The following is a 23,479-nucleotide window of genomic DNA, read 5'->3' as shown; positions in this document are numbered from 1 at the left end:
GGGTTCTCGCGCAGGGTGGTCAGTCGGCGCGCGCGACGACGCGGCCGTAGTGGACGTACTTCGCCGGGGCGTCCGCCTCGCCGAGGAAGGCGAAGACGACGTGGATTCCGCGGACGGGCTCGGTGGCGATGAAGGAGTCGCCGTCGAGGTGGACGAGGGAGAACCGCATCGGCTGCTCGCCGATCTCGGCGATGATGTCCTTGGGGGTGCGGTCGAGGACGAGCCCGCCGGCACCGTCGGCAGTGACCTCGATGTCGTAGATCGTGTCCGCGTAGGGGCCCAGGAACCTGTCGACGTCGACCGTCGCCGGCGCGACCGGTGGCGTGGGCCGGTCGGGAAGTCGTACGCCTCCGAGCTCGTCGAGCAGTCCCGCGACCGCGGCGTTGAAGAGCCCGAAGACCTCGCCTCCGTTCGTGAGCAGGGCGACGGCCAGCCGCTGCTCGGGCACGATCCGGAGGAACGCGGCCTGGCCGATGGTGCCGCCGTCGTGGGCGAGGACGGCGCCCTGCGGGGTGTCGACGAGCTCCCAGCCCAGGCCCCAGGCGCTGCCCATCCCGGAGAGCAGCGGCAGCTCGACCTGCCGCTCCCGCATCGCCGCGACGGCCGCGGCGGAGAGGACCTGGGTCCCGTCGGGCGCGGTGCCGCCGCTCAGGTGCATCCGCACGAAGCCGAGCAGGTCGCTCGCCGTCATCGCGAGCATGGAGCCGGCCGGCGCGTTGGACCTGGCCAGCGCCCAGGTCGGCGCCGCCTCCGGGGCACCGTCGGCCCCCGGCATGTGGCCGGTGGCGGCACGGCGCAGGATGGCCTCGTACGGACTCGGGGAGACGCTGGCGAGGCCGAGCGGTCGCGCGATCCGATCGAGGAGCACCTGGTCGAACGGGGCCTTTCGCAGCACCTCGACCAGCCGACCGAGCACGACGAAGCCGGTGTTGTTGTAGGAGAACGTCTCACCGGGGGCGAACAGCTGCGGCAGGTCGGTGAGGGTGGCGACGTAACGTTCGACGGCGTCCTCGCCGCGGCCGGTGTCGGTGAAGATGTCGCCCTCGAAGCCCGCCGTGTGGCACAGCAGCTGGCGGGTCGTGATCGTCTCGCCGGCCTCGCGGTCGCCGATGACGAGCTCCGGCAGGTAGTCACGGACCGGCCGGTCCAGATCGAGGAGACCGTCGTCGACCAGCTGCATCACCAGCGTCGTGGTCCAGATCTTGGTGATCGAGCCGATCTGGAAGACGGTCTCGGTGTCGACCTCGACCCCGGTGGCCAGGCTGGCCGTTCCGGCGGCAGCGGTGATCACCTCGTCGCCGGTGAGGACGGCGATCGATGCGCCGGGCACGCCGTGCTCGGCGACGAGGTCGGCGAAGCTCTCCTGCAGGTGCCGCGCGGCGTCCGGGCGGGTCTGGTCGTGGGGCATGCCGAAACCGTAGGGAGTCCCGACGGTGTACGTGCTCGTCGTATCGGACAGTCAACGGGCGGTGCTGTTGTCCGATCGGACAATGGCCGCCGTGGCGGAGGACGGTTTGATGGCGGGGTGCTGATTCTCCGTGGTGGCCGGGTCATCGACCCCCGAGCAGGGACCGAGCAGATGGCCGACGTCGCCGTCTCCGACGGGTCCGTGGTGGCCGTCGGGAGCGTGCCCGACGATCCGGCCGCCGAGGTGATCGACGTGACCGGGCTCGTCGTCGGTCCCGGGTTCGTCGACCTGCACAGCCACGTCCACTCGGTCGCCGGCCAGCGCCTCCAGGCGATGGACGGGGTCACCACCACCCTCGACCTGGAGTCGGGGCTGCTCCCTCTCGACCTGGCCTACGAGCGGGCCGCGGCCGACGGCCGGGTGCTCCACTACGGCTTCTCGGCCTCGTGGGGCGATGCCCGTGCCGTCGCGCATCTCGGGATCACGCCGGCCGCCGACCTGGAGACCTCGTTGTCGATGCTCGGCGACCCGGCATGGCAACGTACGTCCTCGGCCGCGGAGCGGCACGCCTGGCTCGAGCTGCTCGAGTCCGAGCTGGCCGCAGGGGCGCTCGGGATCGGGGTGCTGATGGGCTACGCCCCACGCTCGGACCCCGCCGAGTTCCTCGACGTCGCCCGGCTCGCCGCCCGCAGCGGCACGGCGACGTTCACCCACGTACGCGAGATCGTCGAGGCCGACCCCACCACCCCGATCGACGGCTCGGAGGAGATCACCCGCGCCGCCGCCGAGACGGGCGCCCGGATGCACCACTGCCACGTCAACAGCACCTCCCGCCGCCACGTAGACCGCGTCCTCGGCCTGCTCGATGATGCCCGCACGGCCGGGTCCGACGTCACCGTCGAGGCCTATCCGTACGGCGCCGGCTCCACGGCCGTCGGCGCCTTCTTCCTGGCACCCGAGCGGCTCGGCGCCTGGGGCCTGACGCCGTCCTCGATCACGATGGTGACCACCGGCGAGCGGATCGCGTCGGTTGCGCGCCTGGCCGAGCTGCGCGCCACCGACCCCGGCGCCGTCTGCGTGGTCCACTTCCTCGAGGAGGACTCCCCCGTCGACGACGCGATGCTGCAGCGCGCCCTCGCCTTCCCGGACGCGATCGTGGCCAGCGACGCGATGCCGGTGGAGTGGGCCGGCGGCGTGAGCGACACCCGGGAGTGGCCGCTGCCGCCCGGCGGCCAGACCCACCCTCGTACCTCAGGCACCTACGCCCGCTCGTTGCGCCGCATGGTCCGCGAGACCAGCGCCTGGACCTGGCCGGAGGCCTTCCGCCGCTGCTCCTACCTACCGGCTCAGGTGCTCGCCCCGTTCACCCCGGCCATGCGCGGCAAGGGATACCTCGCGCCCGGCGCCGACGCCGACCTGGTCGTACTCTCCCCCGACCGGATCACCGACCGGGCCACCTACCTCGATCCCACCCGGCCCTCGGCCGGCGTCGTCCATCTCCTGGTCGACGGCACCTTCGTCGTGCGCGACGGCAGCCTCGACCCGACGGCGTACCCGGGTCGGCCGATCCGCCGCTGACCGGGCTCTACCGCTTGGGCGCCAGCAGCATCGGCATCAGCCCGACGACCTGGCTGCGCAGATCCTCCAGGGCAGCCTCGCGACCGTTGAGGTAGCCCAGCAGAGCCTGCTGGAAGACGCCGTCGAACATCCCGTAGGCGACCGGCGCCGGGATCGCCGGCTCGGTGCCGGCGAGCGCGGCGTAGCGGTTCACGACCCGCGCGATCATGTCCTCCAGGCTCAGGTCGATCTGGGTGACCGCCTCGCGCAGGCTCTCCTCGAACATCGACTGCGAGCGCAGGTCGTACCAGAGCCGGTGCATCGGCGCTTCCTCGACGATCGTCTCGACGAGCTTGTCACCGAACCGGGCGACGAGGTCGTCCGGGGAGGTCGCCTCGGCGACGACGCCGTCGTAGCGGTGGACGCAGGTCTGCTTGTAGTAGCGCACGCAGTAGACGATCAGCTCGAGCTTGTCGTTGAAGTAGTAGTGCACGACGCCGTGGCTGAACTCGGAGTTGTTGGCGATCTCGCGCAGGCTGGCCCGCGCGTAGCCCAGCTCCCCGAGGGTGCGCAGCGCCGACTCGGCGAGCGCCTTGCGGCGTTCGTCGTGCTTGTCGGCGGGCGTGCGGCGAGACGCCTTCGGGGCAGCGACCTGGGTCATGGGCGGCAACGATACCCCCTCCCGTGCGGTCGTCGATGCCATCCGGACCATTTTCTGGCCAATCGTCAAGAAAACTCTTGACACTCGTCAAGATTCGCGATTGCCTGTGAGCCGGATCACAGCGACATCACAGCGACGAAGGAGTCACAGATGACCGATCTGAGCGGACGTACGGCACTCGTCACGGGCGGCGCCCAAGGCTTGGGTGAGGGGATGGCCCGAGCGCTCGCGGCAGCCGGCGCCAAGGTCGCCGTCGCCGACGTCAAGGACGGCGAGGGCACCAAGGTGGCCGAGTCCATCGGCGGCACTTTCGTGCACCTCGACGTCACCGACGACGCCTCCTGGGAGGCGGGCGCGGCCGCCGCGGTCGACGCACTCGGCGGCCTCGACATCCTGGTCAACAACGCCGGTGTCGAGATCACCAGCCTGGTCACCGAGCTCGACCCTAACGACGTGAAGAAGATGCTCGAGGTCAACGTGCTCGGCACCGCCCTCGGCCTCAAGCACGGGCTGCGTACGATGCGGCCCGACGGCGCCGCGGGCAATGGAGGCGTGATCATCAACGTCGCCTCCGTCGCGGCCACCATCGCTTTCCCGGGCATCTCGGTCTACTCGGCCACCAAGAGCGCCGTCGACCGACTGACCCGCGTGGCGGCGATGGAGAGCGGCAAGCTCGGCTACGGCGTACGCATCAACTGCATCTACCCAGGACTGGTCCCGACCGAGATGGGCGTCGGGCTGGCCGTCGACACCGCCAACCTCGGGCTCTTCGAGTCTCCCGACGCGGCCGTCGCCGGCGTCGTGGACCTCACCCCGTCGGGCCGGCTCGGCACGGTCGAGGACATGGCCGACGCCGTCGCCTTCCTCGCCTCCGACCAGGCGAAGTTCATCAACGGAGTCGGCCTGCCGGTCGACGGCGGAATGGGGATGTGACCATGAGCGAGAACAACAACAAGCCCGTCGTCGTCTACGGCGCCTCCGGCTACACCGGCCGGCTGGTCTGTGAATACCTGCGTGAGCTCGGGGTGCCGTTCGTGGCCGCCGGCCGCTCCAAGGACAAGCTGGTCGCCGCGATGGCCGCCCACGTACCCGGCATCGAGACCGCCGACTACGAGATCGCCGAGGTCGAGCACACCGTCGAGGCGCTCACCGAGCTGCTCACCGGCGCCCGTGTCGTCCTCAACACCGTCGGCCCGTTCTCCCAGTACGGTCCCGAGGTCGTGGAGGCCGCGCTGGCCGCCGGGGTCCACTACACCGACACCACCGGTGAGCAGGACTGGCTGATCACCTGCGACGAGACCTACGGCGAGGGTTTTGCCGAGAAGGGCCTGCTGCTCGCGCCGGGCATCGCGCAGATGTACACCACCGGCGAGATCGCGGCCGAGATCTGCCTCGAGCAGCCCGGCCTCGACACCCTCGACATCGCGGTCTTCTGGGGTGGCTCCCCCACGATCGCCTCGACCCGCACGATCCTGGTCAACGCGGCCACCTCCAAGGCGCACTACCTGGAGCAGAACGCGTACGTCGAGTTCGACCCCAACGCCGGGCTCGTCCCGCTGGTGGTGCCGGGCCAGCACGAGCTGGCGCTCTCGCTGCCGTGGGGCGGCACCTCGCACCCGGTCTGGTACCGCCGCGACCCGAAGGTGGCCACCTGCAAGGCCCAGGGTGGCGTCTTCAACGCCGCCCTGATGAACGGGGTGCCGCAGATCGTGGCGGGTGCGCTGGAGGCGACCAAGGACATGGACGCCGAGCAGCGCGACGAGGCGCTGACCGCCACGGCCGCCCAGGTGATGAACCAGATGCCGCCGCGCGAGAACCCGCGCCTGAACAAGTCGCTCGACTCGGTCCACGCCTCCGGCCCGCTGGGGCGCGCGCACTGCGTGATCCACGGCAACCAGAACTACAAGCAGACCGGGCTGATGCAGGCGTACGTCGCCTACTCGCTGCTGCAGCAGCCGCCTCGCCGGGTGGGCTTCGCCTCGGGCTGCCAGGCGTTCGGTCACCGCGAGCTCCTCGGCCAGCTGCAGGCCTTCGGGCTGGTCTCGGAGCCGGTCGTGACCCGGCAGCGCGGCTGAGGGAGGCCCGATGCAGCTCGTCGACTATCTGGACAAGGGTGCCTCGCTGGGGGGCGACGCCCCCTGTCTCGTCTGCGGCGAGGACACCTGGTCCTACGCCGAGGTCGTCGATCTCTCGGTGCGTGTCGCCGCGGGCCTTCGGGCCCGCGGCGTCGCCCCGGGCGACAAGGTCGCCATCCTCTCGGCCAACGACCCGGTCGCCTTCGCCTCCGTCTTCGGGATCAGCCGCGCGGGGGGCGTCTGGTGCCCGATCAACCCGCGCAGCGAAGCCGCCGAGAACCGGGAGCTGCTGGACCTGTTCGGCTGCTCGGCGCTGATCTTCCAGTCGGCCTTCGCCGGCCTGGTCGACCAGATCCGTGGAGATCTGCCGGAGCTGACCACGTTGGTCTGCCTCGACGCGACCTATGAGTGGGCTATCGACTGGGACGACTTCCTCGGCTCGCCCGCTTCGGCCCTCGAACCGGTCGACGCCGTGGACGATCTCGCGATGGTCGTCGGCACCGGCGGGACCACCGGGCGACCCAAGGGCGTCATGCTCACCGGCACCAACCTGGAGACGATGTCGGCGATCACCCTGATGGCCTACCCGTGGCCGGGTGCGCCGACGAGGCCGACCTACCTCGCGCTCGCGCCGCTCACCCACGCCGCCGGGGTGCTCTGCTTCCCCGTGCTGTGCCTGGGCGGCCAGATCGTGGTGATGCGTACGCCGGACGTGGGTGCGTTCCTCGAGCACATCGAGCGCCATCAGGTCACCCACACGTTCCTGCCGCCGACGCTGATCTACCTGGTGCTGGACCACCCGGCACTGAAGTCGACCGACCTGAAGTCGCTGCGCTGCTTCTGGTACGGCGCGGCGCCGATGTCGTCGACGCGCCTGGAGGAGGCGCTGACCCGGATCGGACCGGTGATGGCGCAGCTGTTCGGGCAGACCGAGGCGCCGATGATGATCGCCACCATGGCGCCCGCCGACCACTTCCACGAGGACGGCACCGTCGCCGCCGAGCGGCTCTCCTCGGCCGGCCGGCCGGCGCCGCTGGTGACCGTGTCGATCATGGGCGAGCGCGGCGCGCTGCTCGGCTCCGGTGAGCGCGGCGAGATCGTCGTACGCAGCTCCCTGGTCATGCGCGGCTACCTCGACAATCCCGAGGCGACCGCCGAGGCGAGCGCGCACGGCTGGCACCACACCGGCGACATCGGCTTCCTCGACGAGGACGGCTTCCTGCACATCGTCGACCGCGCCAAGGACATGGTGATCACCGGTGGTTTCAACGTCTACTCGACCGAGGTCGAGCAGGCGCTGATGACCCATCCGTCCATCGCCGACTGCGCCGTCGTCGGCCTGCCCGACGAGAAGTGGGGCGAGCGCGTCACCGCCGTCGTCCTCCCCCGGCCCGGTGCCGAGGTCGACGTCGCCGACCTCAAGGCGTACGTCAAGGAGCGGATCGGCGCGGTCAAGACCCCCAAGCAGATCGAGGTCTGGCCCGACCTGCCACGTTCGAAGGTCGGCAAGGTGCTCAAGACCGAGATAAAACGGGAGCTGACGAGCTAACTCGTGGTGCCGAGTCGGCGGATCTGTCCCCGTGTCTCGCGAAGCGAAGCGAGAGAGACTCGTGGTGCCGAGTCGGCGGATCTGTCCCCGTGTCTCGCGAAGCGAAGCGAGTGAGAGGGGACGGATGCGCCGACTCGGCCGTAAATGTTCAGCCCGGAAACGAAGCTGCCTTCGCGGCGTACGCGACCATCCAGCTCGGCTCGATGGTGGCATAGACCACGCCCGGCCCTTCCCAGGTCTGCGGGTCCGAGCCGTAGAACTCGGTGAAGTAGGCGTTGTGGGCCTCGAACTCGGGCCCTTCGGAGACCACGTGCGCGGTGCCGTGGGTGAAGACGCCGACGCGCTCCCCGTCGACGTGGGTCGCGCTGACGGCGGGGCGGGCGAGCATGTGCTTGGCCTTGACGGCGGTGGGAGAGGTCCCGAACAGCCAGCGACCGTGCACGAAGTGGCCGTCGACGCAGCTCGTCCGCGGCTCGCCGCGGGCGGTCACGGTGGCCAGCACCAGCACCTTCATGCCCGTCAGCTCGGTGACGAGCTGGCGTGCGTTCAGGCGATTCTCGGCATTGACGATGCCGGTCAGGTGGCCGCTCGCGCGGCCGATCGAAGCGTCCAGGAGGCGTTGCAGGTCGGCGATCTCTTCATCTGTCTCGAGCACACGACGAGTCTCACACCGTTGCCTCCTGGCCGCTTGACCGTTCTTGCGGATATCCGATCGCGGCAGCGATCTCCGGCGGGACGGCGGTCGAACCCGAGCCGTCGGCGGCGACGACCACGTAGACGACCGAGACGGCACAGGTGACCTCCTCGCCCCGGCGGAACTCGAACTCGAGGGTGAAGCTCTTGGTGCCGATCCGGGTGGTGCGCACCGGCACCTGGACCTTGTCGCCGAAGCCGATGCCGGCCTTCCAGTCCAGGTCCGCGTGGACGAGCTGGACGTCGACGCCGAGCTCCTCCCAGCGCGGGTAGGGCACCCCGCACGCATCGATGAAGTGGTTCATCGCCTCGTCGACGTAGGCGAGGTACCAGCCGTTGAACATCACCCCCTGCATGTCGACCTCGAGGTAGCGGGGCGTGAACTCGTAGACCGTCGTCATGGGCGCTCCTTCGCGGGCAGGATCCGCCCGCTGACCTCGCCGAACGCGATCCGGCCGCCGCCCGGCGCCGGCGCCGTCGCGGTGATCGTGACCTCGTCGCCGTCTTCCAGGAACGTACGAGTGGAGCCGTCGTCCAGCTTGAACGGCTCGGCCCCTGACCAGCTGAGCTCGAGGAGCGAGCCGCGCTGACCCGGCTCGGGGCCGCTGATCGTGCCGCTGGCGAACAGGTCGCCGACGCGGAGCGAGGCGCCGTTGGCGCTCATGTGCGCGAGCATCTGCGGTGCGGTCCAGTACATCGTGGCGTACGGCGGCTCGGCGACCAGCGAACCGTTGAGCCTGACCTCGAGGGCGAGGTCGAGGGCCCACGGCTCGAGCGCCGAGTCGTCGAGGTAGCCGGTCAACGGGACGTCGCGTTCCGGCGGGCTCACCCGGGCGGCCTCGAGCGCCGCGAGCGGAAGGACCCACGGCGAGATCGAGGTCGCGAACGACTTGCCGAGGAACGGGCCCAGCGGGACGTACTCCCAGGCCTGGATGTCGCGCGCCGACCAGTCGTTGAGGAGCGTGATCCCGAAGATGTGGTCGGCGGCCTCGGCGAGCGGGACCGGAGTGCCTCGGTCCGAGCCGACGCCGACCACGAACCCCATCTCGGCCTCGATGTCGAGGCGGATCGAAGGGCCGTCGACGATCCCGTCGGGCGTCTTCCGCAGCCCGGTCGGCCGGACGACGTCAGTGCCGGAGACGACGACCGTGCCCGAGCGGCCGTGGTAGCCGATCGGCAGGTGCTTCCAGTTGGGCGTCAGCGGCTCGGAGTCGGGGCGGAACATCTTCCCGACGTTGGACGCGTGGTGCTCGGAGGCGTAGAAGTCGACGTAGTCGGCCACCGTGAACGGCAGCAGAAGGTCGGCCTCCTCGATCGGCACCAGGTGCGGTCTGACCTCGGCCTCGTTCCCGGGGTCGCTGAGCAGCCGGGTCAGCTCGGCGCGTACGTCCGTCCAGACCGCCGGCCCGGCGGCGAGCAGCGCGTCGAGACCGCCTTCGCCGACACCTGTGACCGCGGCGACGTCGAGCACCAGATCACCGATCCGCGCCCCGAGCCGCGGCGTGGGGTCCGCGGCGGTGCGGAAGGTGGCGTACGGAAGCGCCTCGAGGCCGAACTGACTGTCTCCGATGTCCAGCCAGGTGCTCACGCGGCCACCTCCGTAGCGCAAGCGCCAGGATACGGACGCGGCCGCGTGTGGTCTTGTCTGTTCGCTCGCTGACGCTCGCTCACTGGCGGCCGCCGGCCCAGGTCCAGGCGTACTTGCCGTCGTCGACGGCCGCACCCGCCTCGCCGACCTCGAGCGGCCGGAAGGTGTCGACCATGACCGCGAGCTCGTCGAAGAACTCCGCGCCCAGGCTGCGCTCCGTCGCACCGGGCTGCGGCCCGTGGGCGTGGCCACCGGGGTGGAGCGTGATCGAGCCGATGCCGATCCCGGAGCCCTTGCGGGCCTCGTAGTCGCCGCCTACGTAGAACATGACCTCGTCGGAGTCGACGTTGGAGTGGTAGTAGGGCACCGGCACCGCGAGCTCGTGGTAGTCCACCTTGCGCGGCACGAAGTTGCAGATCACGAAGTTGTTGCCCTCGAAGACCTGGTGCACGGGCGGCGGCTGGTGCACCTTGCCGGTGATCGGCATGTAGTCGGCGACGTTGAAGACGTAGGGATAGAGGCAGCCGTCCCAGCCGACGACGTCGAACGGGTGGTGCGGGAGGACGTGGACCGAGCCGGCGATCCCGCCGGCGCCCGGGCCCCGATGCTTGATGTAGACCTCGATTCCGTGGGCCTCTGCCTCGGTCGCGTCCACGGTCTGCGGATCGGTCGGGAGCCGGAGGTCCCGCTCGCAGTACGGGGCGTGCTCGAGGAACTGGCCGAACCGGGAGAGATAGCGCTTCGGCGGGGCGATGTGGGAGTTCGCCTCGATCGCATAGACGCGCAGCGGCTCGTCGCCGCTCGGCACCCACCGGTGGGTGGTGGCACGCGGGATCACCACGTAGTCGCCCTCACCGACCTCCAGGTCGCCGAAGACCGTCTCGACGACCCCGCTGCCGGACTCGACGTAGACACACTCGTCGCCGATCGCGTTGCGGTAGAGCGGCGAGGCCTCCCCCGCGACCGCGTAGTGCAGCCTCACGTCGCCGTTGCCGAGCACCAGGCGGCGTCCGGTCACCGCGTCGTGACTCTTCCATTCTTCGGCTTCGAAAAGATCGTGAAGCCCCAGGTGCATCGGGCGCAGCGGATGGTTGGGGGTCGTGCCGTGGTCGGGCAGCTCCCAGACGCGTACGTCCTTCACCGCCGAGGGGATGTAGCGGTGGTAGAGCAACGAGGAGTCCGAGGAGAACCCTTCCTCGCCCATGAGCTCTTCGTAGTAGAGATTCCCTTCTCCGTCGCGGTGTTGGGTGTGCCGCTTGGGCGGGATGTGCCCGCGCTTTTGGTAATGCGCCATACCTCGGATCGTACGTGACCTGGACCACACCGATCACGGGGGTCGAACGTCCTGACTTTGTCTCAGATACCGGGTGGGGCATGGTTCCTCCCCTAGGCTCCGGAGATGCCCTCCGAGACCCCCGAGACCCTCTTCGTGGCGCACGCGACGGGTCGTCTCCTACACGTTCGGGCCTGCCCCCAGCTCCTCGGTCTCGACGCACCGATCAGGGCCAATGCCGCGCAGATCGACTCCCTCGGCATGTGCGCCTGGTGTGCGAAGGAACTGTCCGAGGACGGCCGAAGATACTTCGACTCCGTCGAGCAGGCCGTACGCACTCTCGACCCCTCCGACGATGCGGTTCGTGCCACCGAGGTGGCTCTGGGTGATGTCTCCTACGACCTCGTCTGGGTTCCGCCGAGCTACTCCTACATCGCCGTCGGGGACAAGGAGCATGCTGTTGCCTGGATCGGGCGAGGGTGTGTCATGCATGCGGATGGGCGGCTCGTCGACTTCGCCTGACTGTTCTTCTTTGGCTGGCGGGGCCGCCGACCCGTTCTTGAGGGTCTTCTCGATCTGGTCCGGCGTCAAGGACGCCCTGCGGGCGCCGGCTTCGCCGGCCGCTTCGCGGTCCTGGACTCCGGACCAGATCGAGAAAGATTTGGCTGGTTATCGGGGCGGCGGCCCGGGTGTGGCGCAGCGGAATCCTGCTGGGATTCGTGGGGCTTGTGGGGATGGAGGGGTGGCCCTTCGGGCCACTTACCATCCACAGAAGCGATGCCGTTCGCTCACCGCGAACATAGTGTTTGACCTGCACCTATGGGTGGTTAGGTATCCGTTCAAGGCGTAGAATCAGACCCACCACGACACACCTCTGCAGGGAGGAAACGCGATGAGTCTCGAGCACGACCTCGGCCACTGGGGCACCAACCCCGGTGACGCGATCGACGCCGCTCTGACGGCCATCGAAACCGCCCTCCACGACCTCCTCGCGAGCGACCCGGCCTATTGGCGCACCGGGCAGAAGAAGGACCTGCTGGAACGGCTGGAGAAACTCCAGGCCCAGCAGGCCGCACTGAAGCTACGAGTCCTGGCCACGGCCGGGGATATCGCCGAGGAGACCGGCGCGAAGGACGCCTCCGCCTGGATGCGGGCCGAACTGTTGGTCGACAGGGCCGTGGCCCGCTCCCAGCTCAAACTCGCCACCGGGGTCGCCAACTACGACCTGGTCGCAGCCGGTCTGGCCGAAGGTGTCGTGTCCCAGGACAAGGCCCGGGTGATCACCCGGGCGCTGGACAAGATCAAGGCCGACCCGGTCGCGAGTGCCGAGGACCTGGTCTTGGCCGAGAAGCTGCTGGTCGACTACGCGCGCACTTTGACCGCGAACCAGCTGCGGATCGCCGGCAAACGAATCCTGGTCGAGATCGACCCGGTCCGGTTCGAGGACGCCGAAGCCCGAGCCCTGCTGGCCGAGGAGGAACGTGCCCAGCAGAGGACCGCGCTGCGGGTCTGGGACAACCACGACGGGACCGTCGGGTTCGACGGGGTGCTGCCGGTCTCGATCGGGATGCGGTTCAAACGACTCGTCGAGGCCTACGCCCAACCCCGCAAACAGCAGCTCGTCGCCAAGGGTGCGGCGTTGCCGCCCTGGGAGCGACTGATGGGTCAGGGGTTCTCCCGCCTGTTGGAGACCCTCGACCCCGCCGCGCTGCCCCGCCACGGCGGTGACGCGACCACGATCAACGTGGTGATCTCCCTCGACGAGCTCCGCAAGGACCTCGGGGTCGCCACCCTGGGCTACGACGAGACCAACGGGACCACCATCTCGGCGGCTGAGGCCCGGCGGATGGCCTGCAACGCCACCATCATCCCCTGGGTGCTGGGCGGGGATGGTGAGGTCCTCGACGCCGGCCGAGGCAGCCGGTTCTTCCAGCCCATCCAGCGCAAGGCACTCCGGTTGCAGCAGAAGTGCTGCCAGGCCGAGGGCTGTGACATGCCCCCGGAGTGGTGCGATGCCCACCACCTCGACCCCTGGGCCGCCGGTGGCAAGACCAACCTCAAAGACGGGGCCCTGTTGTGTCCCCATCACCATCGGCTGGCGCACGCCCCGGCGTATGTCCATGAGCGGTTGCCGGATGGCACGATCCGGTTCACCCGTCGACCCTGAGGCCTGCCAGGGTTCTGATTCATCCCGGCCGGGGTGATCGCCGTGCCGGACCGTTTCCGCAGGTGTTCCCCACCGGCGCGGAGACTTCCCCACGCCTGTAGTCGCGCCCGCACGACGAGACCTCAACCTTCCCCGGACACCAGCTACAGCCCCAAGCCCGTGCCCAACTGAATCCGCTGCGCCACACCCTCGCCGCCGGCCCGATACAGGCGAAATCTTTCTCGATCGGGCGTCGGGTCAGGGATGGCCGCAGGCCACCGGCGAAGCCGGCGGGCGAAGCCCGTCCTTGACGCGGTGCGTGATCGAGAAACAATCGAAGCAAGGGTCGGCGGCGACCCCATGAAGCAACACACGCTTACGCGATCCCGAGAAGAATCAGGCGGTATCCTCGAAGACATGACCGCGTTGCCCGACTGGATGCACCCTCCCCGTGAGGAGGGTTGGTACTCCGAAGACCTCGACATGCTCGTCGAGGCGCCGCGTCATACCGAACTCATCGACGGAGCCCTGGTCTTCAATATGTCACCGCAGCGCCGCTGGCACAGTCGGCTCGTCACGGCCCTGACCAACGCGCTGACGGCGCAGGCGCCCGACGGGTTCGAGGTCGATCGGGAGCTGACGGTGGTGCTCGACAGGCGCAACCGGCCGGAGCCGGACGTGCTGGTGAGCACGGCGCGGATCTCCGACCAGGCCTCCTTCTACGATGCGAGCTCGGTGGCTCTCGTCGTCGAGGTGGTCTCGCCGGAGTCCGAGCATCGCGACCGGGCGGTGAAGCCGCAGAAGTACGCCGAGGCGGGCATCGCTCACTACTGGCGCATCGAGAACGAGGACGGCGCGCCCGCGATCCATGTCTATGAGCGCGACGACCTCACCAACGCCTACGTCCCGATCGGGATCTTCCGGGACCGGCTCGACGTCCCGTTGCCGTTCCCGGTCAAGATCGACCTCACCGACCTGCTCCGCTGACCTTCTCCTCCGCGGACACGCCGCTTCCCCATCGCCGGCAGAGCCGCACCGCGAGGGCCCCGGTCAGGCCAGAGCGGCGACGGCGGCCGCGAGATCGTCGACGGACCGAGCACGCTCCGGGAGGCTGCCGTCGAGGCCCAGGCTGAGCTGGAGACCCTGGAAGGCGGCGTCGATGACGTGGGCAGCCCGTTCGGCGACCGCGGGGCCCACACCGGACTTCTCCAGATGCGCGATGAGGCCGGCGATCCACAGTGCGTTGGCTTCGCGGACCGCCGATGCGTACGGCTCCTTGCCGAAGAGGCCGAGAGCGGCCGCCTCCACATAGATCCAGCTGCACCGGTCGCCCTCCATCACCGACCAGAGGTCGTGGACGGCGAGCCGCAGGTCCTTGGAGGGCTCGAGCGCGGCGACCGCGGCGACCGACCGCTCGTTGGAGGTGCGGAGCACGTCGGCGACCAGCTGGTCCTTGGTGCCGAAGTGGTAGAGCAGGACCCGGTTGCTGGTGCCCAGCTCGGCCGCCAGCGGGCGCAGGCTCAGCCCGATCAGACCGTTGGCGTGGACGTAGTCGGTCGCCAGCTCGGCCCAGGCAGCACGGCGCTGCGGATCCTTGGCGGGCGCGGTGGTCGCGATCGTCATGCGGCGACTCTAACAACTGGTTCGAGCCATTTGTAACAGCTGCAACAATTTTGTACCGCCTGCAACAATTTTGTCCCACAAGCCCTTGACCTGGCCCTTCGCATCCGCGCAGGATCTTCTGCAATTCACCCGCGGTTGCCTGTTGAGCAACACGATGCTGGAGGTTGCATGGCCGAGATCTACATCGACGGGCGCTGGTCGCCCGCGCAGTCGGGCGACCAGCGGGAGATCCGCTGTCCCGCTGACGGCGCGGTCGTCGGAACCGTTGCTGAGGCCGGAGCGGAGGACACCCGCTCCGCGATCGCCGCGGGACGCCGCGCCTTCGACGAGGGACCATGGCCCCGCACCTCGGCGGCCGAGCGTGGTGCCCTGCTGGAGCGGGTCGCCCGTCTGCTCGAGCGCGACAAGCAGCTGGTGGCCCGGGCCGAGTCGCTCGACACGGGCAAGCGCCTGGTCGAGAGCGAGCTCGACATCGATGACATCGTCGCCGTCTTCGACCACTACGCGCGGCTCGCCGGCGAGGACCACACTCGCCCGGTCGTCACCGACCGGCCCGAGGTCGAGTCGGTGATCGTCCACGAGCCCGTCGGTGTCTGCGCTCTCATCACGCCGTGGAACTACCCGCTCCTCCAGACGGCCTGGAAGGTCGCCCCGGCTCTGGCCGCGGGCAACACCTTCATCCTCAAGCCGAGCGAGCTGACGCCACACACCGCGATCCACCTGATGAGGCTGCTGGCCGAGGCCGGGCTCCCGGCGGGTGTGGGCAACCTCGTCCTCGGTGCCGGTCCGGTCGCGGGAGCTCCGCTCGCGGAGGATCCGCGGGTCGACCTGCTCTCCTTCACCGGCGGCCTCGAGACCGGCAAGCACCTGATGGCCACCGCCGCTGCCACGGTCAAGAAGGTCGCCCTCGAGCTCGGCGGCAAGAACCCCAACATCGTCTTCGCCGACTCCGACCGCGAGACGGCCCTCGACAACGCGCTGACCGCGGTCTTCCTCCACTCCGGGCAGGTCTGCTCCGCCGGCGCCCGCCTCCTGGTCGAGGAGTCGATCCACGACGAGTTCGTCGACGCGCTCGTCGAGCGGGCATCCGCCATCCGGCTCGGAGGCCCCTTCGACGACAAGGCGGAGACGGGTCCGCTCATCTCTCTACCGCACCTGGAGAAGGTGACGGCGTACGTCGAGGCCGGTATCGCCGAGGGCGCCGTGCTGCGCTGCGGCGGCGCCCGCCTCACCGATCCCGAGTACGCCGATGGCTACTTCTTCCCGCCCACGGTGCTCGACCGTTGCACCGCCGGGATGTCCGTCGTGCGTGAGGAGTCCTTCGGGCCGGTGCTGACCGTGGAGACCTTCCGCACCGAGGACGAGGCCCTGGCCCTGGCCAACGACACGATCTTCGGTCTGGCCGGCGGGGTGTGGACCTCCGATCCCGATCGAGCGCGCCGGATCGCCGCGGGGCTGCGCGCGGGCACGGTCTGGATCAACGACTTCCATCCCTACGTGCCGCAGGCCGAGTGGGGCGGGTTCAAGCAGTCCGGCGTCGGCCGCGAGCTCGGCATGGCAGGCCTGGACGAGTATCGCGAGGCGAAGCACATCTGGCACAACACCACCCCCGAGCCCAGCCGTTGGTTCGGCGCGTGAGAGCAGGAGCTACTTCGATGGACAAGCAGTACGACTACGTGATCGTCGGCGGTGGTTCGGCCGGCAGCGCACTGGCCGCGCGTCTCAGCGAGGACCCCGCTCACCGCGTCCTGGTGCTCGAGGCCGGGCACAGCGACTACAAGATCGACCCGTTCGTGCACATGCCGGCGGCACTCCCGTTCCCGATCGGCAGTCGGTTCTACGACTGGAAGTACGAGACCGACCCGGAGCCGCACATGGGTGGCCGCAAGGTCTACCACGCCCGCGGCAAGGTCCTCGGTGGCTCCAGCAGCATCAACGGCATGATCTTCCAGCGCGGCAACCCGCTGGACTACGAGCGCTGGGCCTCCGACCCGGGCATGGAGACCTGGGACTACGCCCACTGCCTGCCCTACTTCAAGCGGATGGAGAGTCGGCACCTGGCCGACGGCAGCTCTGGAGCCGATGACTGGCGCGGCGGCGAAGGCCCGCTCCACCTCGAACGCGGCAAGTGCGAGAACCCCCTCTTCGGCGCGTTCTTCGACGCGGTCCAGGAGGCCGGCTATCCGCTGACCGACGACGTCAACGGCTACCGTCAGGAGGGCTTCGCGCCCTTCGACCGCAACGTCAAGCGCGGCCGCCGATGGTCAGCCGCCCGGGCCTACCTGCACCCCGCGAAGAAGCGCCCGAACCTCACCGTCCAGACCTTCGCGTTCGCCGAGAAGATCCTCTTCGACACCACCGGCGACACGCCCCGCGCGACCGGCGTCGAATACACCCGCGGCGTCGGCCGCGCTGCCCGCCGGCACACCGTCCACGCTGGTGACGTGATCCTCTGTGGCGGCGCGATCAACACCCCGCAGCTGCTCCAGCTCAGCGGCATCGGCGACCGCCAGCTCCTCGCGCAGCACGACATCCCGCTGGTCCACCACCTGCCCGGCGTCGGCGAGAACCTGCAGGACCATCTCGAGGTCTACATCCAGTACGCCTCGAAGCAACCGGTCTCGATCGCCCCCGGCCTGGCCTGGCACCAGCGCCCGAAGATCGCCTGGCAGTGGCTGTTCCAGCGCAAGGGCCTGGGCGCGACCAACCACTTCGAGGGCGGCGGATTCTGCCGTTCCAACGAGGATGTCGACTACCCCAACCTGATGTTCCACTTCCTGCCGATCGCGATCCGCTACGACGGCACCAGCCCGACCGAGGGTCACGGCTATCAGGTCCACATCGGCCCGATGTACGCCGACACCCGCGGCTGGGTGCGCATCGAGTCCAAGGACCCGCGCGTGCACCCGTCCATGCGGTTCAACTACCTCTCGACGCCGACCGACCGCAAGGAGTGGGTGGAGGCGATCCGGGTCGCGCGCGACATCCTCAACCAGCCTGCGTTCGCGGCGTACAACGACGGGGAGATCTCCCCCGGACCGTCGGTGGAGACCGACGAGGAGATCCTCGAGTGGGTGCGTGAGGACGCCGAGACCGCGCTGCACCCCTCGTGCACGGCGGCGATGGGCACCGGGGAGATGGCCGTGACCGATCCTCTGACGATGAAGGTGCACGGCACCGACGGTCTGCGGGTCTGCGATGCCAGCGTCTTCCCCTACGTCACCAACGGCAACATCTACGCCCCGGTGATGATGGTGGCCGAGAAGACTGCCGACCTGATCCTCGGCAAGACTCCGCTGCCGCCGTCAGAGGTTCCCTTCTACAACTACCGCGAGGGCAGCCCGCTCGACCCCGAGCCGGCGGTCAGGACAGGTGAGCTGGCATGACCATCCGGACCACGGACACAGAGGGCACCAACGTCCTAGGAGCTACCGACGTGGCTGCCGCCACCCCGCCCGCTCTCAGGGTCGAGGGGCTGTGGAAGATCTTCGGCGCCAAGGCGGACAAGATCATCGGCTCCGGCGACGCGACGCTGTCCCGCACGGACCTGCAGGCGAAGACCGGCTGCGTCGCCGCGGTGAAGGACATCTCCTTCGAGGTCCAGCCGGGCGAGGTCTTCGTGATCATGGGCCTGTCGGGGTCGGGAAAGTCGACCCTGGTCCGGCTGCTCAACCGGCTCATCGAGCCCACCGCCGGCAGCGTGGTCGTCAACGGCGAGGAGATCACCTCCCTCCCCTCCGGCAAGCTGCGCGACATGCGGCGCCGGCACATGTCGATGGTCTTCCAGCACTTCGGCCTGCTCCCGCACCGCACGGTGATCGACAACGTGGCCTACGGCCTCGAGGTCCGCGGCGAAGGCAAGGCCGAGCGCCGTCGCCGGGCCCAGGAGATGGTCGACCTGGTCGGCCTGTCGGGCTACGAGAACTCCTTCCCCGACCAGCTCTCCGGCGGCATGCAGCAGCGCGTCGGCCTGGCCCGGGCGCTCGCCGTCGACCCGCAGGTGCTCTTCTTCGACGAGCCGTTCTCCGCCCTCGACCCGCTGATCCGGCGCGACATGCAGGACGAGATCGTGCGGCTGCACCACGAGGTCGGCAAGACCATGGTCTTCATCACCCACGACCTCCAGGAAGCCATCAAGCTCGGGGACCGGATCCTCATCATGCGCGACGGCGAGATGGTGCAGCTCGGCACCGCCGCCGAGATCGTCGCCCACCCTGCCGACGACTACGTCCGCGACTTCGTCAGCGAGGTCCCGAAGGGGCATGTGCTGACCCTGCGGTACGTCATGCAGCCCGTACGTCCCGGGGACTCCCTCGACGGGCCCGCCATGGACCCCGACACGGTCGTGTGGCAGGCCGCCCGCGTGGCCCTCGCCTCTGCCCATCCCGTGCGCGTCGTCGAGAACGGCGAGCTGATCGGCATCGTCGACGACGAGAACATCCTGCGCGTGGTCGTCGCCGAGGAGGAGACGGTCACGGAGTCCGGTCCTGAGGCCGGCCCCGGGGCCGGGGAGTAAGTGGCATGTCCACATCGACACTCGAACGTCCCACACCCAGCGGCGGCGAACGCCGTGACCAGGAGCCGGCTGGATCACCGGCGCTGACGACCCTGCGCCGCCACTGGCGCGCGACCTCGCTGCTCGTCCTGCTCGCGGTGTGGGTGCTGGCGTGGGCGCTCTTCAAGGATCAGTACACGCTGGCGATCGGGGGCTCCGCCCGCACACCGGTCTTCGACTGGCTCGGCGACCGCAGCGCCTGGGTCGAGCAGGCCGCATCAGACGGCAGCAACCTGGTGATCAACCTCGCGGGCGCGATCGCCGACCTCGTCGACAGCGTCTTCGCGTGGCTTCAGAGCATCTTCACCGTCGCCCGGTTCCCGCGCCCGCTACCGCAGATCGGCTGGCTCGGCACCATTGCGCTGGCGGCCCTGGTGGCGTACGCCGCGGCCGGCTGGCGCACGGTCGCGCTGGTGGTGCCGTGCTTCCTCGCCTTCGGGGTGCTCGGCTACTGGAACGACGCCATCGACCTCCTGATCGTGACCTTCTTCGCGGTCGTGGTCTCGTGCATCGCCGGCATCGCGATCGGTGTCCTGATGGCACACAGCCGGCGCGTGTCCGCCCTCGTCACGCCGATCCTCGACGTCATGCAGACGATGCCGCCGTTCGTCTACTTGCTGCCGATGAGCATCCTCTTCGGGATCGGTCCGGCGGCCGCGGTGATGATGACGCTGATCTACGCCGCGCCACCGGTCATCCGGATCACCGCGCACGGCATCCGGTCGGTCTCCGGCCCGGTGATCGAGGCGACCGACTCGCTCGGGCAGACCGGCCTCCAACGGCTCTGGAACGTCGAGCTGCCGATGGCCAAGCGCACGATCATCGCCGGCATCAACCAGACCATGATGGCGGCGCTCTCGATGGCGACCATCGCGGCGTACATCGACAGCCCGGGCCTGGGCCAGCCCGTGCTCGACGGCCTCAAGCGCGGCCAGCTCGGCACCTCGTTCGTGGCCGGCATCGCGATCGTGATCATGGCCGTCATGCTCGACCGGTCGATGACCGCGGCCGGATTCCGCGCCGAGCTCGCCGCCCGTGCCGGCGAGCGGGGTGGCCCGTTCCGTCGCATCGGCCTGGCCATCGCGACGATCGGCACATTGATCGCGCTCTACCTGTCCCACAACTACATCTGGGCCAACGAGTTCCCGTCGCAGCCCGACCTCGGCACGCCGCTGCGCAACGCCGTCGACCGCTTCGGCGAGTGGCTGCGCAGCGACCTGTCGCAGCTGACGGACGGCATCCAGCGTGGGTTCACCGACTACGCCCTCAACCCGATCCAGAGCCTCTTCGCGGACTCCCCGTGGTTCGTGACAGCGGCCGCCATCTTGGCCATCGCCGCCGTGGTCGGTGGCCGCCGCGCCGCGGTCGCGACCGTTCTCTGCCTGGGTATGATCCTCGGCCTCGGCCTGTGGAACCACGCCATGGAGACCCTCACCGCCTGTCTGGTGGCGACCGTCGTCGTGGTGCTGCTCGCGGTGGTCTTCGGCGTGCTCATGGGCCGCAGCAACCGGGTCGACATCGGTCTGCGGCCGATCCTCGACATGGGCCAGACCCTGCCGCCGTTCGTCTACCTCGTCCCCATCCTGATCCTGTTCGGCCCCAACCGCTTCACCGCGATGCTCGCCGGCGTCGTCTACGCCGCTCCGGTCGCGATCAAGCTGGTCGCCGACGGCGTGCGCGCGGTCTCCCCCAACACGATCGAGGCCGCCGAGATGGCGGGCTCCTCCGCCTGGCAGATGATCACCAAGGTCCAGCTGCCGATGGCGCGCAGCTCCGTGCTGCTGGCGACCAACCAGGGCCTGCTCTACGTGCTGTCGATGGTCGTCATCGGCGGCATGGCGGGCGCCGGCGCGCTGGGCTTCGACGTGGTGACCGGTTTCCGTCAGTCCAGCGCCGTCGGCCGCGGCCTCGCCGCCGGACTCACCATCGTGCTGATCGGCATCATGCTCGACCGCATCACGACGTACGGCGCCCAGCGGGCGTCCGCCGCATCCACATCTTCGCGGGCCTGAGACCCGGCGATGTTCCACACCCCCTTCCCGAGAGGCAACAGCATGGAACTCAAGCGCCCGCGCACAGTCGCGGCTGTCCTGGCCGGATTCGGCCTGGCCATCACCCTGACCGGATGTGGCGGTGGTTCGATCGAGAACGCGACCGCCGACGGCGACACCGAGTGCGGCGACCTCGACGTCGCGATCAACCCATGGGTCGGCTACGAGGCCGACGCCCACGTGCTCGGCCACGTCGCCGAGACCCAGCTGGGCTGCACGGTCAACTACAAGGACCTCGACGAGCAGGTCTCCTGGAAGGGCTTCGGCAGCGGCGAGGTCGACGTCGTCGTGGAGAACTGGGGCCACCCCGAGCTGCAGAAGAAGTACATGGCCGACCAGGGCGGTGACGGCTCGGCCGTCGACTTCGGGTCGACCGGCAACGAGGGAGTCATCGGCTGGTACGTACCGCCGTGGATGGCGGAGAAGTACCCCGACATCACGGACTGGAACAACCTCAACAAGTACGCCTCCCTGTTCAAGACCACCGAGTCCGGGGACAAGGGCACGCTCTATGACGGCGACCCGGGCTTCGTCACCAACGACGAGGCGCTGGTGAGCAACCTGAAGCTCGACTACAAGGTCGTCTACGCCGGCAGCGAGACCGCCCTCATCGAGGCGTTCCGCGATGCGGAGAAGAACAAGAAGCCGATGCTCGGCTACTTCTACGAGCCGCAGTGGTTCCTCAGCGAGGTGGACCTGGTCAAGATCGACCTGCCCGAGTACACCGACGGCTGCGACGCCGACGCCGCCAAGGTCGCCTGCGACTACCCGGTCTACGACCTGAACAAGGTCGTGTCGAAGGAGTTCGCGGACTCCAAGAGCCCGGCGGTCGACCTGGTCAAGAACTTCTCCTGGACCAACGAGGACCAGAACCTGGTCGCGAAGTACATCTCCGTGGACCAGATGAACCCCGACGACGCCGCCAAGAAGTGGGTCGACGCCAACCCCGAGAAGGTGGACGCCTGGCTGAAGGAATGACCTGTCACAGCACGGCGGTCGCCGGTGTCCTAGGGGTATGAACCGCAACAAGCAGGAGGACCCCATGAGCAAGCACCACGTGATCGTCGTCGGTGGCGGATACGCCGGCGTGATGGCCGCCAACCGGCTCACCAAGCGCGAGGACATCGCGATCACCCTGGTCAACCCGCGCGACCAGTTCGTCGAGCGGATCCGGCTGCACCAGCTGGTCGGTGGGACCTCGGAGGCCGTGGTGGCCTACACCGACGTGCTCAGCCCGCGCGTGCGGCTGGTGGTCGACACCGTGGCCTCCATCGACGCGGGCGCGCGGACCGTCGCGCTCGGCAGCGGGGAGGAGATGTCGTACGACTACCTGGTCTACGCCGTCGGCAGCGCCGGCACGAGCCGCGTGCCCGGCACCGCGGATCACGCCTTCGGGATCTCGACCTACGAGGAAGCGACCCGGCTGAAGGCGGCGCTGGAGACGACGCCGGCCGACGCGCCGGTGGTCGTCGTCGGCGGCGGGCCGACCGGCATCGAGGTCTCCTCCGAGCTCGCCGAGGCCGGCCGCAACGTGGCTCTGATCTGCGGCGACAGGCTCGGCCCGTGGCTGCACGAGAAGGGCCGCGCCGATGCCGAGCGCGCCCTGCGGCGGCTCGGCGTCGGCATCATCGAGGGCGCCCGGGTGGCAGAGGTGCTGGACGGCCGCGTACGCCTCGACAACGGCCGCGAGCTGCCCAGCTCGGTGACGATCTGGACCGCCGGTTTCACCACGCCGGACCTGGCGCGCCGCAGCGGGCTCTCCACCGACGAGGTCGGCCGGCTGGTCACCGACGAGACCCTGACCAGCATCGACGACGACCGGATCGTCGCGACCGGCGACGCCTCGGCGCCCTCGGGCCTGGCGTACCGGATGAGCTGCCAGGCCGCGAACCAGCTCGGGCCGCTCGCCGCCGAGACGGTGCTCACGCGCCTCGCGGGCTCGAAGCCGAAGCCGGTCAGCATCGGCTTCGTGGGCGAGTGCATCAGTATCGGCCGCGGGCTGGGCCTGGTGAACTTCGCCCACCGCGACGACTCGGCCGTGGGCGCCCGTCTCCGCGGCATGCCCGCGGCGAAGGTGAAGGAGATCGTCTGCCGCAGCACGGTCTGGGTCCTGGGGATGGAGGCGCGTCGTCCCGGATCCGCGTTCGTCGTCAAGGACCGCTCGCGCGCCGCACGCGTCCAGGCGGCAGCGGCCACCCCGCCGGTCCGGGAACCCAGCCGGTGAATCTCGGCTGAGGTCGCGATGTCACAGTCCCGGGCGCTGTCTCGTCCCAGGGTGGAAGATGTCTACCGAGGAGGAC

At 69.4% G+C, this 23,479-nt stretch carries 20 protein-coding genes; 13 read left to right on the top strand and 7 right to left on the bottom strand.

What is annotated here, in order from left to right:
- Positions 1 to 19: 19 nt before the first annotated feature.
- Complete coding sequence (locus tag ACFV9G_RS00860; RefSeq protein WP_378723952.1) at positions 20 to 1,408, bottom strand: serine hydrolase domain-containing protein; 1,389 nt, start codon at positions 1,406 to 1,408, stop codon at positions 20 to 22.
- 117 nt (positions 1,409 to 1,525) lie between these two features.
- On the opposite strand from ACFV9G_RS00860, the gene ACFV9G_RS00855 reads away from it, so the two are divergent.
- Positions 1,526 to 2,986 carry an amidohydrolase family protein gene (locus ACFV9G_RS00855; protein ID WP_378723949.1) on the top strand — a complete coding sequence of 487 codons (1,461 nt, stop codon included), beginning with the start codon at positions 1,526 to 1,528 and terminating at the stop codon, positions 2,984 to 2,986.
- Positions 2,987 to 2,993: 7 nt separating this feature from the next.
- On the opposite strand, the gene ACFV9G_RS00850 is transcribed toward ACFV9G_RS00855, so the two are convergent.
- Entirely contained in the window at positions 2,994 to 3,626 is a 633-nt protein-coding gene (locus ACFV9G_RS00850) for a TetR/AcrR family transcriptional regulator (protein ID WP_378723946.1), read from the bottom strand.
- Between the two features lie 150 nt (positions 3,627 to 3,776).
- Between ACFV9G_RS00850 and ACFV9G_RS00845 the strand changes: the two genes are divergently transcribed.
- Genes ACFV9G_RS00845 through ACFV9G_RS00835 form a run of 3 tightly spaced genes read left to right on the top strand, consistent with a single transcriptional unit; the run spans position 3,777 to position 7,250 of the window.
- A complete protein-coding gene (locus ACFV9G_RS00845; RefSeq protein WP_378723944.1) occupies positions 3,777 to 4,559 on the top strand; it encodes an SDR family NAD(P)-dependent oxidoreductase in 783 nt (260 codons plus the stop codon).
- A gap of 2 nt (positions 4,560 to 4,561) precedes the next feature.
- Entirely contained in the window at positions 4,562 to 5,701 is a 1,140-nt protein-coding gene (locus tag ACFV9G_RS00840; RefSeq protein ID WP_378723941.1) for a DUF5938 domain-containing protein, read from the top strand.
- Between the two features lie 10 nt (positions 5,702 to 5,711).
- On the top strand, positions 5,712 to 7,250 hold the full coding sequence (locus ACFV9G_RS00835; RefSeq protein WP_378723939.1) for a long-chain fatty acid--CoA ligase: 1,539 nt from the start codon (positions 5,712 to 5,714) through the stop codon (positions 7,248 to 7,250).
- A 148-nt stretch (positions 7,251 to 7,398) separates the two neighbouring features.
- On the opposite strand, the gene ACFV9G_RS00830 is transcribed toward ACFV9G_RS00835, so the two are convergent.
- The 4 genes from ACFV9G_RS00830 to ACFV9G_RS00815 all read right to left on the bottom strand — a co-directional run bounded on the left by ACFV9G_RS00830 (position 7,399) and on the right by ACFV9G_RS00815 (position 10,825).
- A complete protein-coding gene (locus ACFV9G_RS00830; protein ID WP_378723936.1) occupies positions 7,399 to 7,905 on the bottom strand; it encodes a pyridoxamine 5'-phosphate oxidase family protein in 507 nt (168 codons plus the stop codon).
- Between the two features lie 10 nt (positions 7,906 to 7,915).
- Positions 7,916 to 8,344, bottom strand: a complete 429-nt coding sequence (locus tag ACFV9G_RS00825; protein WP_378723933.1) for an acyl-CoA thioesterase — start codon at positions 8,342 to 8,344, stop codon at positions 7,916 to 7,918.
- Positions 8,341 to 9,531 carry a fumarylacetoacetase gene (gene fahA, locus ACFV9G_RS00820; RefSeq protein ID WP_378723932.1) on the bottom strand — a complete coding sequence of 397 codons (1,191 nt, stop codon included), beginning with the start codon at positions 9,529 to 9,531 and terminating at the stop codon, positions 8,341 to 8,343. The genes ACFV9G_RS00825 and fahA overlap by 4 nt, the downstream gene beginning before the upstream one ends.
- A gap of 79 nt (positions 9,532 to 9,610) precedes the next feature.
- The gene (locus ACFV9G_RS00815) at positions 9,611 to 10,825 is read right to left on the bottom strand and encodes a homogentisate 1,2-dioxygenase (protein WP_378723929.1); all 1,215 of its coding nucleotides are present in this window, start codon (positions 10,823 to 10,825) and stop codon (positions 9,611 to 9,613) included.
- Positions 10,826 to 10,930: 105 nt separating this feature from the next.
- Between ACFV9G_RS00815 and ACFV9G_RS00810 the strand changes: the two genes are divergently transcribed.
- From ACFV9G_RS00810 to ACFV9G_RS00800, 3 genes are all read left to right on the top strand, one after another.
- Positions 10,931 to 11,326, top strand: a complete 396-nt coding sequence (locus tag ACFV9G_RS00810; protein ID WP_378723927.1) for a hypothetical protein — start codon at positions 10,931 to 10,933, stop codon at positions 11,324 to 11,326.
- A gap of 370 nt (positions 11,327 to 11,696) precedes the next feature.
- Positions 11,697 to 12,971, top strand: coding sequence for a DUF222 domain-containing protein (locus ACFV9G_RS00805; RefSeq protein WP_378723924.1), 1,275 nt, complete (start codon positions 11,697 to 11,699; stop codon positions 12,969 to 12,971).
- A gap of 396 nt (positions 12,972 to 13,367) precedes the next feature.
- Positions 13,368 to 13,937, top strand: a complete 570-nt coding sequence (locus tag ACFV9G_RS00800; protein WP_378723921.1) for a Uma2 family endonuclease — start codon at positions 13,368 to 13,370, stop codon at positions 13,935 to 13,937.
- Between the two features lie 63 nt (positions 13,938 to 14,000).
- Here the strand turns inward: ACFV9G_RS00800 and ACFV9G_RS00795 are convergent, their stop codons facing one another.
- Complete coding sequence (locus tag ACFV9G_RS00795) at positions 14,001 to 14,573, bottom strand: TetR/AcrR family transcriptional regulator (RefSeq protein ID WP_378723918.1); 573 nt, start codon at positions 14,571 to 14,573, stop codon at positions 14,001 to 14,003.
- A gap of 168 nt (positions 14,574 to 14,741) precedes the next feature.
- On the opposite strand from ACFV9G_RS00795, the gene ACFV9G_RS00790 reads away from it, so the two are divergent.
- The 6 genes from ACFV9G_RS00790 to ACFV9G_RS00765 all read left to right on the top strand — a co-directional run bounded on the left by ACFV9G_RS00790 (position 14,742) and on the right by ACFV9G_RS00765 (position 23,403).
- The gene (locus ACFV9G_RS00790; protein ID WP_378723916.1) at positions 14,742 to 16,211 is read left to right on the top strand and encodes an aldehyde dehydrogenase family protein; all 1,470 of its coding nucleotides are present in this window, start codon (positions 14,742 to 14,744) and stop codon (positions 16,209 to 16,211) included.
- Between the two features lie 17 nt (positions 16,212 to 16,228).
- A complete protein-coding gene (gene betA, locus ACFV9G_RS00785; RefSeq protein WP_378723913.1) occupies positions 16,229 to 17,959 on the top strand; it encodes a choline dehydrogenase in 1,731 nt (576 codons plus the stop codon).
- Positions 17,956 to 19,089, top strand: coding sequence for a glycine betaine/L-proline ABC transporter ATP-binding protein (locus ACFV9G_RS00780; RefSeq protein ID WP_378723911.1), 1,134 nt, complete (start codon positions 17,956 to 17,958; stop codon positions 19,087 to 19,089). Before betA ends, ACFV9G_RS00780 begins: the two co-directional genes overlap by 4 nt.
- Before the next feature lie 5 nt (positions 19,090 to 19,094).
- A complete protein-coding gene (locus ACFV9G_RS00775) occupies positions 19,095 to 21,140 on the top strand; it encodes an ABC transporter permease (protein ID WP_378723908.1) in 2,046 nt (681 codons plus the stop codon).
- A 42-nt stretch (positions 21,141 to 21,182) separates the two neighbouring features.
- Complete coding sequence (locus tag ACFV9G_RS00770; RefSeq protein WP_378723906.1) at positions 21,183 to 22,157, top strand: ABC transporter substrate-binding protein; 975 nt, start codon at positions 21,183 to 21,185, stop codon at positions 22,155 to 22,157.
- A gap of 64 nt (positions 22,158 to 22,221) precedes the next feature.
- Positions 22,222 to 23,403 carry an NAD(P)/FAD-dependent oxidoreductase gene (locus ACFV9G_RS00765; protein ID WP_378723905.1) on the top strand — a complete coding sequence of 394 codons (1,182 nt, stop codon included), beginning with the start codon at positions 22,222 to 22,224 and terminating at the stop codon, positions 23,401 to 23,403.
- Positions 23,404 to 23,479: the final 76 nt, after the last annotated feature.

The sequence above is a fragment of the Nocardioides sp. NPDC059952 genome (genome assembly GCF_042730435.1).
In the GTDB taxonomy this organism is placed as follows: Bacteria; Actinomycetota; Actinomycetes; order Propionibacteriales; family Nocardioidaceae; genus Nocardioides.
The sequence above is the reverse complement of the archived record's forward strand: the minus strand, read 5'-3'. Positions and strand labels throughout refer to the sequence as shown.

Coding starts and splice junctions, on each gene's coding strand:
- ACFV9G_RS00805 (WP_378723924.1), top strand. CDS start 11,697: ATGAGTCTCGAGCACGACCTCGGCCACTGGGGCACCAACCCCGGTGAC.
- ACFV9G_RS00790 (WP_378723916.1), top strand. CDS start 14,742: ATGGCCGAGATCTACATCGACGGGCGCTGGTCGCCCGCGCAGTCGGGC.
- ACFV9G_RS00765 (WP_378723905.1), top strand. CDS start 22,222: ATGAGCAAGCACCACGTGATCGTCGTCGGTGGCGGATACGCCGGCGTG.
- ACFV9G_RS00775 (WP_378723908.1), top strand. CDS start 19,095: ATGTCCACATCGACACTCGAACGTCCCACACCCAGCGGCGGCGAACGC.
- ACFV9G_RS00860 (WP_378723952.1), bottom strand. CDS start 1,408: ATGCCCCACGACCAGACCCGCCCGGACGCCGCGCGGCACCTGCAGGAG.
- ACFV9G_RS00825 (WP_378723933.1), bottom strand. CDS start 8,344: ATGACGACGGTCTACGAGTTCACGCCCCGCTACCTCGAGGTCGACATG.
- ACFV9G_RS00800 (WP_378723921.1), top strand. CDS start 13,368: ATGACCGCGTTGCCCGACTGGATGCACCCTCCCCGTGAGGAGGGTTGG.
- ACFV9G_RS00835 (WP_378723939.1), top strand. CDS start 5,712: ATGCAGCTCGTCGACTATCTGGACAAGGGTGCCTCGCTGGGGGGCGAC.
- ACFV9G_RS00815 (WP_378723929.1), bottom strand. CDS start 10,825: ATGGCGCATTACCAAAAGCGCGGGCACATCCCGCCCAAGCGGCACACC.
- ACFV9G_RS00780 (WP_378723911.1), top strand. CDS start 17,956: ATGACCATCCGGACCACGGACACAGAGGGCACCAACGTCCTAGGAGCT.
- ACFV9G_RS00850 (WP_378723946.1), bottom strand. CDS start 3,626: ATGACCCAGGTCGCTGCCCCGAAGGCGTCTCGCCGCACGCCCGCCGAC.
- ACFV9G_RS00845 (WP_378723944.1), top strand. CDS start 3,777: ATGACCGATCTGAGCGGACGTACGGCACTCGTCACGGGCGGCGCCCAA.
- ACFV9G_RS00795 (WP_378723918.1), bottom strand. CDS start 14,573: ATGACGATCGCGACCACCGCGCCCGCCAAGGATCCGCAGCGCCGTGCT.
- betA (WP_378723913.1), top strand. CDS start 16,229: ATGGACAAGCAGTACGACTACGTGATCGTCGGCGGTGGTTCGGCCGGC.
- ACFV9G_RS00770 (WP_378723906.1), top strand. CDS start 21,183: ATGGAACTCAAGCGCCCGCGCACAGTCGCGGCTGTCCTGGCCGGATTC.
- ACFV9G_RS00810 (WP_378723927.1), top strand. CDS start 10,931: ATGCCCTCCGAGACCCCCGAGACCCTCTTCGTGGCGCACGCGACGGGT.
- ACFV9G_RS00840 (WP_378723941.1), top strand. CDS start 4,562: ATGAGCGAGAACAACAACAAGCCCGTCGTCGTCTACGGCGCCTCCGGC.